Origin of the sequence: Streptomyces capillispiralis, from assembly GCF_007829875.1 — a bacterium.
Classification (GTDB): Bacteria; Actinomycetota; Actinomycetes; order Streptomycetales; family Streptomycetaceae; genus Streptomyces; species Streptomyces capillispiralis.
The window spans coordinates 2202501-2218985 of sequence record NZ_VIWV01000001.1 but is presented as its reverse complement, the minus strand read 5'-3'; the positions used below and the strand labels follow the sequence as shown (position 1 = coordinate 2218985).

The window sequence follows — 16485 nt, the reverse complement described above, 5'->3', positions numbered from 1 at the left end:
CCCCGTTCGAACTCACCCCGTCCGCCTCCCCGTTCTCCCCGTTCACCCCGTTCCACCGCCTCGCCCCGCGCCACAGGACACGGACCGAGGCTCGGTCGATCACCCTAATGCCGTTGCGGAAGCAAGCCCACCTGAATCAGGGGCGTACCGCGCTTCCGCGAGACGAACACGCCACGTCCCGGAGGCATGGGCCGGGCGCGCACATTGCCCAGGATGTCGCCCTCGCTCGGGTCCCCCGAGAGGACCACGCCCTGGGCGCCCAGTTCCTTCAGACGCTGCATGAACGACTCGAACATCGCGCGGGACGCGCCGGCCGAGCTGCGCGCGATGACGAACTTGACGCCCACGTCCCGCGCGAAGGGCAGGTGCTCCACCAGCTGGGACAGCGGGTTGCCCGAGTTGGTCGCGACCAGCTCGTGGTCGTCGACGAGGATGAACAGCTGCGGGCCGCTCCACCAGCTGCGGTCCCGCAGCTGCTGCGGTGTGATGTCCGGCTTGGGCGCCCGCTTCTCCATGAACTGGCGTACGGCGTCCATGTGCACCTGCATGGCCGACGCCATGGGCGCGTACTCCAGCAGGTGGGTCTCCGGCACCGCCTCCAGCATGGTGCGCCGGTAGTCGCCGACCACGATCCGCGCCTCGGCCGGGGTGTAGCGCTCCGCGATCTGCTTCGCGATCAGACGCAGCAGGTTGGTCTTGCCGGACTCGCTCTCCCCGAAGACGAGGAAGAAGGGGTCGGTGTCGAAGTCGATGAACACCGGCTCCAGGTTGGCCTCGTCGATGCCGATCGCGATGCCGTGCTGCGGGAACTCGAAGCCCTTGGGCAGCCGGTCGGCGGGCAGCTTGCGGGGCAGGAGGCGCACGGTGGGGGCCGCGGGGCCCTGCCAGTTGTCCTTCACCGCCCGGACCAGCTGGGCGGTGGCGTCGGCCAGGTCCTCCGGGGTGGGGGACGAGTCGATCCGCGGCAGCGCCGTCATGAAGTGCAATTTGGCGGGAACCTGACCACGGCCCGGCACCCCGGCCGGCACGTTCAGGGCCACCTTGCGGTCGAACTCGGAGTCCATGGCATCGCCGAGGCGCAGCTCCAGCCGGCCGAGGATCTGGTCCTTGAGCACCGCGCGCACCTCCATGTAGCGCGAGGCGGAGAGGACCACGTGGACGCCGTATCCCAGCCCCCGGGCGGCGATGTCGTTGACGACGCCCTCGAGGCCCTCGTAGTCGTTGCGGAAGCCGCCCCAGCCGTCGATGACGAGGAAGACGTCCCCCCACGGCTCGCCGGGCAGATCGCCCGCCGCGCGACGCCGGCGGTAGGTGGCGACGGAGTCGATGCCGTTGACGCGGAAGAAGTGCTCGCGGCGGTTGAGGATGCCGGCGACCTCCGCGACCGTGCGCCGTACGCGCTCGGGGTCGAGGCGCGACGCGACACCGCCCACGTGCGGCAGGTCGGCGACCGAGGCGAGACCGCCGCCGCCGAAGTCAAGGCCGTAGAACTGCACTTCGTGCGGGGTGTGGGTCAGTGCGAACGCGGTGATCAGGGTGCGCAGCAGGGTCGACTTGCCCGACTGGGGGCCGCCGACCACCATCATGTGGCCCGCCGCTCCGGAGAAGTCCTGGTGGAGAATTTCCCGCTTCTGCTCGAAGGGCTTGTCGATCAGTCCGAGCGGAATCGCCAGGCCGCCCGGCCGGGTGTACTCCGCCGCGTGGAGGCCGCGCCCGGCGGAGACGGACAGGGCGGGCAGCAGCTCGTTCAGCGCCGGTGCCCGGTCCAGCGGTGGCAGCCACACCTGGTGCGCGGGCGCGCCCTGCCCCTCCAGCCGGTGCACGACGACGTCCAGCACGGTGTCCGCCAGGGCGTCGTCCTCCTCGCGCCGGCCGGGAACAGGCGTCCGCTCCGGGTCCGGGGCCGCGTACACCACCGGCACGGGCGCGGCGGTGAACAGCGCGGGCCGCCGCTCGACGGGCATCGTGCTCCGGCCGGTGTCGGCGCCGCCCGCGCGGTACGGGCCGGACACGTACGCCGCCTTGAACCGCACCATCTCGTCCGTGCCGAACTTCAGGTAGCCCGAACCGGGCACGGAGGGCAGGTGGTACGCGTCCGGCACGCCGAGCGCCGCACGCGACTCGGCGGCCGAGAAGGTCCGCAGACCGATGCGGTACGACAGATACGTGTCCAGACCGCGCAGCCGGCCCTCCTCGAGCCGCTGCGAGGCGAGCAGCAGATGCACACCCAGCGAACGGCCGATGCGGCCGATCTGGATGAACATGTCGATGAAATCCGGTTTCGCGGTGAGGAGTTCGCTGAACTCGTCGATCACGAGGACGAGCGAGGCCAGCGGCTCCAGCGGAGCACCGGCGGCCCGCGCCTTCTCGTAGTCGTGGATGTTGGCGTAGTTGCCGGCGGCGCGCAGCAGCTCCTGGCGGCGCTGGAGTTCGCCGCGGATCGCGTCGCCCATGCGGTCGACGAGGGTCAGGTCGTCGGCGAGGTTGGTGATCACGGCGGCGACGTGCGGAAGCCGTGACATGCCGGCGAACGTGGCACCGCCCTTGAAGTCCGCGAGGACGAAGTTCAGCGTCTCGGAGGAGTGGGTGACGGCCAGGCCCAGCACCAGGGTGCGCAGCAGTTCGGACTTGCCGGAGCCGGTGGCGCCCACGCACAGGCCGTGCGGGCCCATGCCGTCCTGCGCGGCCTCCTTGAGGTCCAGCATCACCGGCCGGCCGTCCTCGCCGACCCCGATCGGCACCCTGAGGCGCTCAGGCGTCGACCGCGGCCGCCAGGTCCGCCCGACGTCGACCGTCGCCGCGTCCCCCAGGCCGAGCAGTTCGGTGAAGTCCAGGTTGGCGAGCAGGGGTTCGTCGTCGTCCCCGCCGCCCAGGCGCAGCGGGGCGAGCTGCCGCGCGAGTGCCTCCGCGGCGGGCAGCGACAGCCCGTCGGGCTCCCCCTCGTAGACGACACCGGCGCCGGAGTCGAGCCACAGCCGCTGCGGACGCACGACGACCGAGAGGTCCCCGCGGGGCTGGTCCAGCTCGCCGGACACGACCTCGACGATCGTCACGCCCTGCAGACCCTCCGCGGCCGCGAAGGCGGAGGTCGGCGGGACCATGCCGCCGTCGAGGACGATCAGGATGTGCGGCTGGTCCAGCAACGGCCTGCCGTCCCGGCTGAAGCGCGGACGGCCGTCCAGCCGGCCCGCCAGGAGCTGTTCCAGCTCACCGAGGTCGTCCCCGAAGAGACGGCGGGTGCCGGCGCCGTCGAGGGACCCCGGCAGCTGGCAGTGCGGAAGCCATTTCGTCCAGTCCCACCGGCTCACGGCGCCCGGCGCGGTCACCACGGCGAGCACCAGGTCGTCGGGGGAGTGCAGCGTGACCGCCTGGGCGACCAGGGCACGGGCGGCGGCCCGGGTGACCTCGGGGTCACCGGAGACCGTCACGTGGTAGAAGGCGCGCAGCGACAGGGCGACCGGCAGGCCGTCCAACTGGGCGTGCACGGACAGGAAACGCTGCATGGCACCGGCGCACAGCGGTTCCAGCTCGTCGACCGGCGCGGTGTGCGGGGCGGCCAGCGGGGTGGCCAGCTGCTGCGGGCCGAGACCGACCCGCACCTGCCCGAAGTCCGCGTCGGCGACACGGCGTTCCCACACCCGGCTGCCCTCGGCGACCACGGCCCACAGCTGCTCCGGCGCGGGGTGCAGGTACAACTGCGCGTCCCGCTGACGGCGGGCCGTCCCGCGGACCCTGCGGCGGGTCTGCGCCAGATACCGGAGGTAGTCGCGGCGCGCGTCGGCCATTTGCCCCTGCGTACCGCGGCGATGGCGGACGATCTGGGCGATCACCATCGCTGCGGTCGACACCAGCATGACCACGCCCATGATCCGCATGAACGGGTGCGCGTTGGGGGAGGCGAAGTAGAAGACCACCGACGAGCCCATGCCGAGCGTCGGCAGCACCTGCATCAGCATGCCCTCCTGCTGCCCGCGCGGCAGCTCCGGAGGCGGCTCCAACTGAACCTCGTCCGACGGCACTTCGGGCGGCAGCGTGCGTGGTGGGCGCTTGATGACGAGCTGGCTCACCGAGGCCTCAATCCCCCTGTGCGGGTGATCGGTTGGCACACCGCACCCCCGTGGTGACGGTCGTCCCCCGCACGCCGGTGATCCTACGTGCCGTCACCGACACGCCCAGTGGGTAGGGTTGCGCTCCGCAGCGTACGCATCCGCGAAGCAGGGGGGCATGCAAGGTGAGTACGACCACGGCGACGGGGTTCTGCCGAGTCACGGTGGTTGCGCCCGACAGCCGTATCGACGTGGCGCTTCCGGTGGACATCCCCGTGGCCGACGTCTACCCGGAGATCCTGCGCCTGACGGGGCAGACCCAGCCGGTCGGCACGCCCACGGGTTACCACCTGGTGCGGCGTGACGGCAGGGTCCTGGAGGGCGCCCGCACGCTCGCCGACGAGCGGATCCTGGACGGGGAGGTCCTCAGCCTGCGGCCGTTCGCCCAGTCGCTGCCGCCCGCCGTCCACGACGACGTGTCCGACGCGGTCGCCTCCGCGGTCGTCCGCGACCGGCACCTGTGGAACGACGGGCTGCTGCGCGCGGCGGGCCTGACCGGAGGCGCCGTACTCCTCCTGCTGCTCGCGTTCGTCCTGTGGTCCGCCGATCCCGTACGGCACGACATGCACGCCCTGCCCGGCGTGATCGCGGGAGGGTTCGGCCTGCTGCTGACCGCGTTCGCGGGCGTCCGCGCGCGGGTGTACGAGGACCGGGCCGCCGCCGTCGCCCTGGGCCTGGGGGCCCTGCCCCTGGTCCTCGTCGCCGGGTCCGGGATCATCGCCGCCCCGGACGGGCAGGGGCCCGGCAGGCTGCAGTTCATGCTCGGCTGTGCGGCGGTGCTGGTGGCGTCGGTGACCCTCCTCGCGCTCGCCCCCGGATCGGACGCGCCGTTCGTGGCCGCCGCCTTCGTCGCGGCGGTGGGCACTCTGGCCTCCTTCCTCGCGGTGGTCGCCGAAGCCTCCGCGAGCGCCGCCGCCGCCGTGTGCGCGCCCTGCGCGATCGGACTGGTCGCGTTCCTGCCCGGTCTGTCCGCACGCTTCGCGCGGCTGCCCATCGGCTACGCGGCCCCGCGTTCCGCGCTCCAGGACGACTTCGACGCGGACCCCTCCCGGACGCCGGACGCCGAGGCCCTCGACGCGGAACGCATCGCCGCCCAGGCGCGACGGGGCCACGAACTGCTGCTGGGACTGGTGGGCGGCACGTCGGCCGTCGTCGTCGTGTCCGCCGCGGTCCTGGGCTTCTCGGACGACGTGTGGGGCCGGCTGCTGGCGCTGGCCGCCGGGCTGTCCCTGCTGATCCGCGCCCGCCTGTTCCGCTACACCTCGCAGGTGGCCTGCGCCCTCGTCGCCGGCATCGCCGCCGTCGCCCTCCTGCTGCTGGGCATGGTGCTGAACCCGCCGGCCGAGGCCCTGACCGAGTTCGTGCTGCACGGCGACAGGGGAGCGCTGGACCTGCGTACGATCTGGCTGTCGACGGCCGTCGCGGCCGGGGCCGCCCTGGTCACCGCCATCGGCCTGGTCGTCCCGCGCAGGGGGCTCACCCCCTTCTGGGGCCGCTTCCTCGACCTCACCGAGTCGGCCGTCCTGCTCACCCTGGTGCCGCTGTGCCTGGCCGCGCTGGGGGTCCTCGGCACCGTCCGTTCGCTGACCGGCTGAGGCCGGCGCCGCCCGGCGGGGCAGGGGGCCGGACCAGGGCCGGTCGATGCCCTGGTACCCTGACTGACGGCCGTTTGTGTACGCACCCCCGGAGCGAGTCCCGCCCTGGAGGCCGCGCCCAGCGGATCCCCGCCTTCCGAGTCATGGAAGACCCCCCGAGACGCAGACCGGGGGCACTCGGTGGCCACTCACAGACTATGAGGAGTACGCGTGTCGCTCGACGCCGCAGTGAAGAAGCAGATCATCTCCGAGTTCGGTACCAAGGAGGGTGACACCGGCTCCCCCGAGGTCCAGGTCGCTCTGCTGTCCCGTCGGATCTCCGACCTGACGGAGCACCTCAAGACCCACAAGCACGACCACCACTCCCGTCGTGGTCTGCTGATCCTGGTCGGTCAGCGCCGCCGGCTGCTGCAGTACCTGGCCAAGAAGGACATCCAGCGCTTCCGTGCGCTGGTCGACCGCCTCGGCATCCGCCGCGGTGCGGCGGGCGCCAAGTAAGACGCCGTGGAGGGAGCGGTTCCCCGGGAGAAGGGGACCGCTCCCTTTGCTGTACGTGCGGAGTGTCACCGCGTCTTTGTAGTGTGGTAGCACAACGCAAGAGGTACGACTCAGCGTGATGACCCGTGCCGCATCGGGTATGCGGATCATGGGCATCACCGAAGAACAGGCGACGTCACCCGACGTCACGACGCACGAGGAGAAGCGCACCTCGCCGCCGCCGGTCCTCGGTAGTGGCCCCCGGGAGAGTGAACCCCGGGTGCTTCGATCGAAGACCGGCCCGCACCAGTGGAGCGCTTCTCCGCCACCGTCCCCCCGCCACACGGGCGGAGAGGGACGAAAGACGACAAGTAACGGAGAAAACGCTGGTGGAGAACGAGACCCACTACGCCGAGGCCGTCATCGACAACGGCTCCTTCGGCACCCGCACCATCCGCTTCGAGACGGGCCGCCTGGCCAAGCAGGCCGCCGGTTCCGCCGTGGCGTACCTGGACGACGACACCATGGTGCTGTCGGCCACCACCGCTTCCAAGAACCCCAAGGACCAGCTCGACTTCTTCCCGCTCACGGTGGACGTCGAGGAGCGGATGTACGCGGCCGGCAAGATCCCCGGCTCCTTCTTCCGCCGTGAGGGCCGGCCCTCCGAGGACGCCATCCTCACCTGCCGCCTCATCGACCGCCCGCTGCGCCCGTCCTTCAAGAAGGGCCTGCGCAACGAGATCCAGGTCGTCGCCACGATCATGGCGCTCAACCCCGACCACCTGTACGACGTCGTGGCGATCAACGCCGCCTCCGCGTCGACGCAGCTGGCCGGCCTGCCCTTCTCCGGCCCGATCGGCGGCGTCCGCGTCGCGCTGATCCGCGGCCAGTGGGTGGCGTTCCCGACGCACACCGAGCTCGAGGACGCCGTCTTCGACATGGTCGTCGCGGGCCGCACCCTGGAGGACGGCGACGTCGCGATCATGATGGTCGAGGCCGAGGCCACCGAGAAGACCATCAAGCTGGTCGAGGGCGGCGCCGAGGCGCCGACCGAGGAGGTCGTCGCCGCCGGTCTGGACGCCGCGAAGCCCTTCATCAAGGTGCTCTGCAAGGCCCAGGCCGACCTCGCCGCCAAGGCCGCCAAGCCGACCGGCGAGTTCCCGATCTTCCTGGACTACCAGGACGACGTCCTCGAGGCCCTCACCGCCGCCGTGAAGCCGGAGCTCGCCTCCGCGCTGACCATCGCCGGCAAGCAGGAGCGCGAGGCCGAGCTGGACCGCGTCAAGGCGCTCGCCGCCGAGAAGCTCCTGCCGGAGTTCGAGGGCCGCGAGAAGGAGATCTCCGCCGCGTACCGCTCGCTGACCAAGACCCTGGTCCGTGAGCGCGTCATCAAGGAGAAGAAGCGCATCGACGGCCGCGGTGTCACCGACATCCGCACCCTGGCCGCCGAGGTCGAGGCCATCCCGCGCGTGCACGGCTCCGCGGTGTTCGAGCGTGGCGAGACCCAGATCCTGGGCGTCACCACCCTCAACATGCTCCGCATGGAGCAGCAGCTGGACACCCTCTCCCCGGTGACCCGCAAGCGCTACATGCACAACTACAACTTCCCGCCGTACTCCACCGGCGAGACCGGCCGCGTCGGCTCCCCGAAGCGCCGCGAGATCGGCCACGGCGCCCTCGCCGAGCGCGCCCTCGTGCCGGTCCTGCCGACGCGCGAGGAGTTCCCCTACGCGATCCGCCAGGTCTCCGAGGCGCTGAGCTCCAACGGCTCGACGTCCATGGGCTCGGTCTGCGCCTCCACCATGTCGCTGCTGAACGCCGGTGTGCCGCTCAAGGCCCCGGTCGCCGGTATCGCCATGGGCCTGATCTCCCAGGAGATCGAGGGCGAGACGCACTACGTCACCCTCACCGACATCCTCGGTGCGGAGGACGCCTTCGGCGACATGGACTTCAAGGTCGCCGGCACCAAGGAGTTCGTGACCGCCCTCCAGCTCGACACCAAGCTGGACGGCATCCCGGCCTCCGTCCTGGCCGCCGCCCTGAAGCAGGCCCGTGACGCCCGCCTCCACATCCTCGACGTGATGATGGAAGCGATCGACACGCCGGACGAGATGTCCCCGAACGCGCCGCGGATCATCACCGTGAAGATCCCGGTCGACAAGATCGGCGAGGTCATCGGCCCCAAGGGCAAGATGATCAACCAGATCCAGGAGGACACCGGCGCCGAGATCACGATCGAGGACGACGGCACGATCTACATCGGTGCCGCCGACGGCCCGGCCGCCGAGGCCGCCCGCACCACGATCAACGGCATCGCCAACCCGACGATGCCCGAGGTCGGCGAGCGCTACCTGGGCACGGTCGTGAAGACGACGACGTTCGGCGCCTTCGTCTCCCTCCTCCCCGGCAAGGACGGTCTGCTGCACATCTCGCAGATCCGCAAGCTGGCCGGCGGCAAGCGCGTGGAGAACGTCGAGGACGTCCTCGGCGTGGGCCAGAAGGTCCAGGTCGAGATCGCCGAGATCGACTCCCGCGGCAAGCTCTCCCTCATCCCCGTGATCGAGGGCGAGGAAGGCTCCGACGAGCAGAAGGACGACGCCGAGCAGTGACGTCGCGTAGCTCCAAGGCGACGGCCCGCACCTCCTCGGAGGCGCGGGCCGTCGCCCGTACCCAAACCCTCATCCCGGGCGCGAACGGCATCGGTACGGTCCGCAAGACCACCCTCCCCGGCGGCCTGCGCATCGTCACCGAGACCCTGCCCTCGGTCCGCTCGGCGACCTTCGGGATCTGGGCCCACGTCGGCTCCCGCGACGAGACCCCGGCCCTGAACGGCGCCACGCACTACCTCGAGCACCTGCTCTTCAAGGGCACCGCCCGCCGCTCCGCCCTGGACATCTCCTCCGCCATCGACGCCGTCGGCGGCGAGATGAACGCGTTCACGGCCAAGGAGTACACGTGCTACTACGCACGCGTGCTCGACACCGACCTGCCGCTCGCCATCGACGTGGTCTGCGACATGCTCACCGGCTCGGTGATCCGCGAGGAGGACGTCGACGTCGAACGCGGCGCCATCCTCGAAGAGATCGCGATGACCGAGGACGACCCGGGCGACTGCGTGCACGACCTGTTCGCGCACACCATGTTCGGCGACAACCCCCTCGGCCGCCCGGTCCTCGGCACGGTCGACACGGTCAACGCCCTCACCGCCGACCGCATCCGCCGCTTCTACAAGAAGCACTACGACCCCACCCACCTGGTGGTCGCCTGCGCCGGCAACGTCGACCACAACAAGGTCGTACGCCAGGTCCGCGCCGCCTTCGAGAAGGCCGGCGCGTTCAAGAACCTCGACGTGGAGCCGGTCGACCCGCGCTCCGGCCGCCGGGCCCTGCGCACCGCCGGCCGCGTCGAGGTCGTCGGCCGCAAGACGGAGCAGGCGCACGTCGTCCTCGGCATGCCCGGCCTGGCCCGCACCGACGAGCGGCGCTGGGCGCTCGGCGTGCTCAACACCGCCCTCGGCGGCGGCATGTCCTCCCGCCTCTTCCAGGAGGTCAGGGAGAAGCGCGGACTGGCCTACAGCGTGTACTCCTACACCTCGGGCTTCGCCGACTGCGGCCTGTTCGGCGTGTACGCCGGCTGCCGCCCCTCCCAGGTGCACGACGTGCTGAAGATCTGCCGCGACGAGCTCGACCGGGCCGCCGAGCACGGTCTGCCGGACGACGAGATCGAGCGCGCCATCGGCCAGCTGCGGGGCTCCACCGTCCTCGGACTGGAGGACACCGGCGCGCTGATGAACCGTATCGGCAAGAGCGAACTGTGCTGGGGCGAGCAGATGTCCGTCGACGACATGCTGGCCCGGATAGCCTCGGTGACCCCGGACGACGTCCGCGCCGTCGCCCGCGACGTGCTGGGACGGCGCCCCTCCCTGTCGGTCATCGGCCCGCTCAAGGACAAGCAGGCGTCCCGGCTGCACGACGCCGTCGCCTGACCCACCCCGGTAAGGAAGAACGAACATGAGCAAGCTGCGCGTGGCGGTCCTCGGCGCCAACGGCCGGATCGGTTCCGAGGCGGTACGGGCGGTCGAGGCCGCCGACGACATGGAGCTGGTGGCCGCCCTCGGCCGGGGCGACAAGCTGGAGACCCTCGCCGAGCAGGGCGCCCAGGTCGCCGTGGAGCTGACCACCCCCGCCTCGGTCATGGGCAACCTGGACTTCTGCGTGCGTCACGGCATCCACGCCGTCGTCGGTACGACGGGCTGGACCGACGACCGCCTCGCACAGCTGAAGGGCTGGCTCGACCAGTCCCCGGAGACGGGCGTGCTCATCGCCCCGAACTTCTCCATCGGCGCCGTGCTCACCATGAAGTTCGCGCAGATCGCCGCCCCGTACTTCGAGTCCGTCGAGGTCGTCGAACTGCACCACCCGAACAAGGTGGACGCCCCCAGCGGCACCGCCACCCGCACCGCCCAGCTGATCGCCGAGGCCCGCCGCCGGGCCGGCTCCGCCCCGGCCCCGGACGCCACCACCACCGCCATGGACGGCGCCCGCGGCGCGGACGTCGACGGGGTCCCGGTGCACGCGGTCCGGCTGCGCGGCCTGCTCGCCCACCAGGAGGTCCTGCTCGGCGCCGAGGGCGAGACCCTCACCGTCCGGCACGACTCCCTGCACCACAGCAGCTTCATGCCGGGCATCCTGCTCGGCGCCCGCCGCGTGGTGACCACTCCCGGCCTCACCTTCGGCCTGGAACACTTCCTCGACCTGAACTGAGCACGAGCCGAACCCCATGCGCGCGAAGATCTCCTACGCGGTCACGGCCGCCGTCCTGGTCGTCTACTTCGTCCTGGTCGGCAGCCGTGGCGTGCTGCTCATCGAGACCGGCACACCCCTCACCGTCACCTTCGGGGTCGCGGTGCTGATCCTGCCGGTCATCGGCGTGTGGTTCCTGTGGAAGAACACCGAGTTCGTCCGCGCCGCCAACCGGCTCGCCGCCGAGCTCGACGCCGAGGGCGGACTGCCCGTCGACGAGCTCGAGCGCCTGCCCAGCGGACGGGTCGACCGCGACTCGGCCGACGCCGTCTTCGCCCGGCGCAAGGCCGAGACGGAGGACGCCCCCGACGACTGGCGCAACTGGTTCCGGCTCGCCGTGGCCTACCACGACGCCCGCGACACCCCGCGCGCCCGCAAGGCGATGCAGCGGGCGATCAACCTGCGCAAGACCTCCCACTGAGCCGCCGGAGGCCCCGTCCGAGGCTCAGCCGCGCCCGTACTCGGCGGTCCACGCCTCCACGGAGTCGGCAGCCCGATCGAAGGCCAGCTGGTCCCGGTGCAGGAAGTCCGCGTTGTGCGAGGTCAGCAGCGGCGGCAGGGCGCCCGCGCCGCGCCCCTGCCGGGTGAGGACCAGCGCCTGCCCCTGCACCGTCCGCGGCAGCCCCAGCCAGCGCACCGGCTGCTGCACCGTGCGCACGGCGCCGACCTGCTCCCAGGGCGTCGTCCGCGTGCTGAAGAAGACCACCTGACGCAGCCCCCGGGCGCTCACCCACACCCCCATCCGCAGCAGCCGCAGCGCTCCGGCGACGGCGGCCAGCGCGAGGGCGAACACCGTTCCGGCGGACGACAGCGGCGCGGTCGCCGCGATGATCACCGCCGCGAACAGCACGAACGAGGCGAGCAGCAGCAGGAGCGCCGCCGCCCCCACGCGCCACGGACCGGGACGGTACGGACGCCGCCAGCGGTCCCGGTCGTCGTACGGCAGGGCGACGTCGTCCGCCGTGTCGAAAGCGCGGTCGGCCGTCAGGAAGGGCAGGGGCACGGCGGGTCCTCACTCGATCCATGCATGGGCTGTGCCCGGTGAGGCTACCGATCTGTGTTCCCGGTCACCACCATCGGGGGTCCGGACGGCGCAGGCGTCCGGCCGCCGGGCGGCTCACCGTCCTTCGGACGCCTGTGACTGCTGTGTCCCCGCGTCCGACGGACCGGTGGACAGCGCCGGCATGCCGACGACCAGCGAACCCACCAGCCCGGCGACCAGGGTGAGCCCCAGCAGCCACCGCCCGGCTATCCGGCCGGCGGAGGCCCGCTCACGGGGCGGCGGGGCGACATTGCTGCGGAACCTGTCGGCCTCGGCGACGAAGGCGAACGGCACGGGTTCACGCCGACGGAACATCAGTGGTGCTTCTCCCCTCGGGATCGAACGGATCACTGTCACCGACACAGACGAACGGACGCCGGAAAAGGTGCCCAGATCCGCAAATTTCTCCACGGCAGGGCGCTTCCTCCGCCGTGGGAGGCGCCACGTAGAGTGGGCGCCGCCCTGCAGTTGCGATGGGAAGGACCCCCTTGACCTCCGCCGACGATCCCAAGCCGTCACAGCACATCGACGTCACCTTGCGGAGCGACGTCACCGTCGAGCTGGTGAAGTCCAGCGCCTCGGACTCGGACGTCCTGTTCGCCGCCCGTGTCTCGACCCTGGGGGAGCAGTCCATCGGGGAGCTGCAGAAGGACCCGGAGCGCTCCAAGGGCCTGATCAACTACCTGATGCGGGACCGGCACGGCAGCCCCTTCGAGCACAACTCGATGACCTTCCTGGTCAGCGCCCCCATCTTCGTGTTCCGCGAGTTCATGCGGCACCGGGTGGGCTGGTCGTACAACGAGGAGTCGGGGCGCTACCGCGAGCTGCAGCCGGTCTTCTACGTCCCGGACGCGTCCCGCAAGCTGGTCCAGGAGGGCCGCCCGGGCAAGTACGTCTTCGTCGAGGGCACCCCCGCACAGCACGCGACCGTGCGGAACGTGCTGGGTGACACCTACCACCAGGCCTACGAGGCCTACCAGAAGCTGCTGGCCGAGGGCGTCGCCCGCGAGGTCGCCCGCGCGGTGCTCCCCGTCGGCCTGTACTCCTCGATGTACGCCACCTGCAACGCCCGCTCGCTGATGCACTTCCTCGGCCTGCGCACCCAGCACGAGCAGGCGAAGGTCCCGTCCTTCCCGCAGCGGGAGATCGAGATGGTCGGCGAGAAGATGGAGGCCGAGTGGGCCCGTCTCATGCCGCTCACGTACGCCGCCTTCAACGCCAACGGACGCGTGGCCCCGTAAGCGGCGCCCGTTCCGCAGGGCGGCACATATGTACGGATCAGTCGAGCGAAGTGTCCGTATTGCGGTATTTCGTGAAGTTCATCTAGCCTGATCAAACGGGCCCGGCACTGCCTGAACCCCCGAGCAGGCAGTGCCGGGCTCCCCCTGTGCCCCACCTCGTCGCCTCCCCCGAGGGAAGACCCCGACCTGAGCAACGAGTAGCGTGTAACCCATGGCTCCGACCTCCACTCCGCAGACCCCCTTCGGGCGGGTCCTCACCGCCATGGTCACGCCGTTCACGGCGGACGGCGCACTCGACCTCGACGGCGCACAGCGGCTCGCCACCCACCTGGTGGACGCAGGCAACGACGGCCTGATCGTCAACGGCACCACCGGCGAGTCCCCCACCACCAGCGACGCGGAGAAAGAGGACCTCGTACGGGCCATCGTGGAGGCGGTCGGCGACCGCGCCCATGTCGTGGCCGGAGTCGGCACCAACGACACCCGCCACAGCATCGAACTGGCCCGCACGGCGGAGCGCGCCGGCGCGCACGGCCTGCTCGTCGTCACCCCCTACTACAACAAGCCCCCGCAGGAGGGCCTCTACCGGCACTTCACGGCCGTCGCCGACGCCGCCGAGCTGCCGGTCATGCTCTACGACATCCCCGGCCGCAGCGGCGTCCCGATCAGCACGGAGACGATCGTCCGCCTCGCCGAGCACCCGCGCATCGTCGCCAACAAGGACGCCAAGGGCGACCTCGGCCGCGCCGGCTGGGCCATCGCCCGCTCCGGCCTCGCCTGGTACTCCGGCGACGACATGCTCAACCTCCCGCTGCTCTCCATCGGAGCGGTCGGCTTCGTCTCGGTCGTCGGCCACCTCGTCACCCCCGAGCTGCGCGCCCTGGTCGAGGCGTACACCTCGGGAGACGTCCAGAAGGCCACCGAGATCCACCAGAAGCTGCTCCCGGTCTACACCGGCATGTTCCGCACCCAGGGCGTCATGACCGCCAAGGCGGCGCTCGCGCTCCAGGGCCTGCCCTCCGGCCCCTTGCGCGCCCCCATGGCCGAGTGCACGCCGGAAGAGATCGAGCAGCTCAAGATCGATCTTGCCGCCGGCGGGGTACAGCTCCAGTAACAGACTTCGCGCGACAGCTCGCGCAGACGGACTTCACAACTGAATAGCGGGCCACCGGTGCCCGCGCCCCACAACGACAACTGCTTCTGCACGAACGTCATGCGCGCCACGTGCCCCACCGGTACGTGGCGTGTGTGGTGAGGAGAGTCTTTTGAGTCATCCGCATCCTGAACTCGGCTCGCCGCCGCCGCTCGCCGAGGGCGGCCTGCGCGTCACCCCGCTCGGCGGTCTCGGCGAGATCGGCCGCAACATGACGGTCTTCGAATACGGCGGCCGCCTGCTGATCGTCGACTGCGGAGTGCTCTTCCCCGAGGAGGAGCAGCCCGGAATCGACCTGATCCTGCCGGACTTCTCGTCCATCCGGAACCGCCTCGACGACATCGAGGGCATCGTCCTCACCCACGGTCACGAGGACCACATCGGTGGCGTCCCCTTCCTGCTGCGCGAGAAGCCGGACATCCCGCTGATCGGCTCCAAGCTCACGCTCGCCCTCATCGAGGCGAAGCTCCAGGAGCACCGCATCCGCCCGTACACCCTCCAGGTGGCGGAAGGACAGCGCGAGCGCATCGGTCCCTTCGACTGCGAGTTCGTCGCCGTCAACCACTCGATCCCCGACGCGCTCGCCGTGGCCATCCGCACCCCGGCCGGTATGGTCGTCCACACCGGCGACTTCAAGATGGACCAGCTTCCGCTGGACAACCGCCTCACGGACCTGCACGCGTTCGCCAGACTCAGCGAGGAAGGCATCGACCTTCTCCTCGCCGACTCGACCAACGCCGAGGTCCCGGGCTTCGTCCCGCCCGAGCGCGACATCTCCAACGTGCTGCGCCAGGTCTTCGCCGGCGCCCGCAAGCGGATCATCGTGGCCAGCTTCGCCAGCCACGTCCACCGCATCCAGCAGATCCTGGACGCGGCCCACGAGTACGGCCGCCGGGTCGCCTTCGTCGGCCGCTCCATGGTCCGCAACATGGGCATCGCCCGCGACCTCGGCTATCTCAAGGTCCCGCCGGGCCTGGTCGTGGACGTCAAGACCCTGGACGACCTGCCGGACAGCGAAGTGGTCCTGGTCTGTACAGGCTCGCAGGGCGAACCGATGGCGGCCCTGTCCCGCATGGCCAATCGCGACCACCAGATCCGCATCGTCCACGGCGACACCGTGATCCTTGCGTCGTCGCTCATCCCCGGCAACGAGAACGCGGTGTACCGCGTGATCAACGGCCTGACCCGCTGGGGCGCCAACGTCGTCCACAAGGGCAACGCCAAGGTGCACGTCTCCGGTCACGCCTCCGCGGGCGAGCTGCTGTACTTCTACAACATCTGCCGCCCGAAGAACCTGATGCCGGTCCACGGCGAATGGCGCCACCTGCGGGCCAACGCCGAACTGGGCGCCCTCACCGGTGTCCCGCACGACCGCATCGTCATCGCCGAGGACGGCGTGGCCGTCGACCTCGTCGAGGGCAAGGCCAAGATCTCCGGCAAGGTCCAGGCGGGATACGTCTACGTCGACGGCCTGTCCGTCGGTGATGTCGGCGAGCCGGCGCTGAAGGACCGCAAGATCCTCGGTGACGAGGGCATCATCTCGGTCTTCGTGGTCATCGACTCGTCCACCGGCAAGATCACGGGTGGACCGCACGTCCAGGCCCGGGGCTCCGGCATCGAGGACTCCGTTTTCGGCGAGGTGATCCCGAAGATCACGGAGACCCTGGAGCGGTCGGCTCAGGACGGTGTCGTCGAACCGCACCAGATGCAGCAGCTCATCCGCCGCACACTGGGCAAGTGGGTCTCCGACAACTACCGGCGCCGGCCGATGATCCTGCCCGTGGTCGTGGAGGTCTGACGGTCCGTCGGGCCGCACATACGAGCGAACCCGGAGCGGGGCGCCTCGATTTGCATCGAGGCGCCCCGCTCCAGTACGTTTACAACTCCCCCCGATCGGGCACCCGACCACCTCGTGCGTCGGAACCAGTACCCGGAAGGGGCGGGAAATCCGACTCAGAATCTCTGATAAAGTCGGAGTCGCCGGAAAGGGAAACGCGAAAGCGGGAACCTGGAAAGCACCGAGGAAATCGGATCGGAAAGATCTGATAGAGTCGGAAACGCAAGACCGA

At 70.6% G+C, this 16485-nt stretch carries 12 protein-coding genes; 9 read left to right on the top strand and 3 right to left on the bottom strand.

Annotated features, from left to right (window positions below):
- Positions 1 to 104: 104 nt before the first annotated feature.
- Complete coding sequence (gene eccCa / locus FHX78_RS08950) at positions 105 to 4067, bottom strand: type VII secretion protein EccCa (RefSeq protein WP_145866919.1); 3963 nt, start codon at positions 4065 to 4067, stop codon at positions 105 to 107.
- A gap of 164 nt (positions 4068 to 4231) precedes the next feature.
- Between eccCa and eccD the strand changes: the two genes are divergently transcribed.
- The 6 genes from eccD to FHX78_RS08920 all read left to right on the top strand — a co-directional run bounded on the left by eccD (position 4232) and on the right by FHX78_RS08920 (position 11401).
- Complete coding sequence (eccD, locus tag FHX78_RS08945) at positions 4232 to 5701, top strand: type VII secretion integral membrane protein EccD (protein ID WP_145866918.1); 1470 nt, start codon at positions 4232 to 4234, stop codon at positions 5699 to 5701.
- Positions 5702 to 5911: 210 nt separating this feature from the next.
- Complete coding sequence (gene rpsO / locus FHX78_RS08940; protein WP_004924725.1) at positions 5912 to 6199, top strand: 30S ribosomal protein S15; 288 nt, start codon at positions 5912 to 5914, stop codon at positions 6197 to 6199.
- 368 nt (positions 6200 to 6567) lie between these two features.
- Positions 6568 to 8787 (top strand): polyribonucleotide nucleotidyltransferase, encoded by a 2220-nt coding sequence (locus tag FHX78_RS08935; protein ID WP_145866917.1) that lies wholly within the window; start codon positions 6568 to 6570, stop codon positions 8785 to 8787.
- On the top strand, positions 8784 to 10163 hold the full coding sequence (locus FHX78_RS08930) for a M16 family metallopeptidase (protein ID WP_145866916.1): 1380 nt from the start codon (positions 8784 to 8786) through the stop codon (positions 10161 to 10163). The genes FHX78_RS08935 and FHX78_RS08930 overlap by 4 nt, the downstream gene beginning before the upstream one ends.
- Before the next feature lie 25 nt (positions 10164 to 10188).
- Entirely contained in the window at positions 10189 to 10941 is a 753-nt protein-coding gene (gene dapB, locus FHX78_RS08925) for a 4-hydroxy-tetrahydrodipicolinate reductase (RefSeq protein ID WP_145866915.1), read from the top strand.
- A 16-nt stretch (positions 10942 to 10957) separates the two neighbouring features.
- Positions 10958 to 11401: a tetratricopeptide repeat protein gene (locus FHX78_RS08920; protein ID WP_145866914.1), complete on the top strand. Its 444-nt coding sequence runs from the start codon at positions 10958 to 10960 to the stop codon at positions 11399 to 11401.
- 24 nt (positions 11402 to 11425) lie between these two features.
- On the opposite strand, the gene FHX78_RS08915 is transcribed toward FHX78_RS08920, so the two are convergent.
- Together FHX78_RS08915 and FHX78_RS08910 are read right to left on the bottom strand one after the other, a co-directional pair.
- Positions 11426 to 11983 (bottom strand): hypothetical protein, encoded by a 558-nt coding sequence (locus tag FHX78_RS08915; protein ID WP_145866913.1) that lies wholly within the window; start codon positions 11981 to 11983, stop codon positions 11426 to 11428.
- Positions 11984 to 12097: 114 nt separating this feature from the next.
- Positions 12098 to 12337: a hypothetical protein gene (locus FHX78_RS08910; RefSeq protein ID WP_145866912.1), complete on the bottom strand. Its 240-nt coding sequence runs from the start codon at positions 12335 to 12337 to the stop codon at positions 12098 to 12100.
- 173 nt (positions 12338 to 12510) lie between these two features.
- Between FHX78_RS08910 and thyX the strand changes: the two genes are divergently transcribed.
- The 3 genes from thyX (at position 12511) to FHX78_RS08895 (ending at position 16214) form a co-directional block, all read left to right on the top strand.
- Positions 12511 to 13263 carry an FAD-dependent thymidylate synthase gene (gene thyX, locus FHX78_RS08905; RefSeq protein ID WP_425282231.1) on the top strand — a complete coding sequence of 251 codons (753 nt, stop codon included), beginning with the start codon at positions 12511 to 12513 and terminating at the stop codon, positions 13261 to 13263.
- A 211-nt stretch (positions 13264 to 13474) separates the two neighbouring features.
- A complete protein-coding gene (gene dapA, locus FHX78_RS08900; protein ID WP_145866910.1) occupies positions 13475 to 14377 on the top strand; it encodes a 4-hydroxy-tetrahydrodipicolinate synthase in 903 nt (300 codons plus the stop codon).
- A 151-nt stretch (positions 14378 to 14528) separates the two neighbouring features.
- Positions 14529 to 16214: a ribonuclease J gene (locus FHX78_RS08895; RefSeq protein WP_145866909.1), complete on the top strand. Its 1686-nt coding sequence runs from the start codon at positions 14529 to 14531 to the stop codon at positions 16212 to 16214.
- The last annotated feature ends 271 nt before the right edge of the window (positions 16215 to 16485 follow it).

Bases quoted from the DNA above. Each gene is read 5' to 3' on its own strand.
- FHX78_RS08910 (WP_145866912.1), bottom strand. From the start codon at position 12,337: ATGTTCCGTCGGCGTGAACCCGTGCCGTTCGCCTTCGTCGCCGAGGCC.
- FHX78_RS08920 (WP_145866914.1), top strand. From the start codon at position 10,958: ATGCGCGCGAAGATCTCCTACGCGGTCACGGCCGCCGTCCTGGTCGTC.
- dapA (WP_145866910.1), top strand. From the start codon at position 13,475: ATGGCTCCGACCTCCACTCCGCAGACCCCCTTCGGGCGGGTCCTCACC.
- dapB (WP_145866915.1), top strand. From the start codon at position 10,189: ATGAGCAAGCTGCGCGTGGCGGTCCTCGGCGCCAACGGCCGGATCGGT.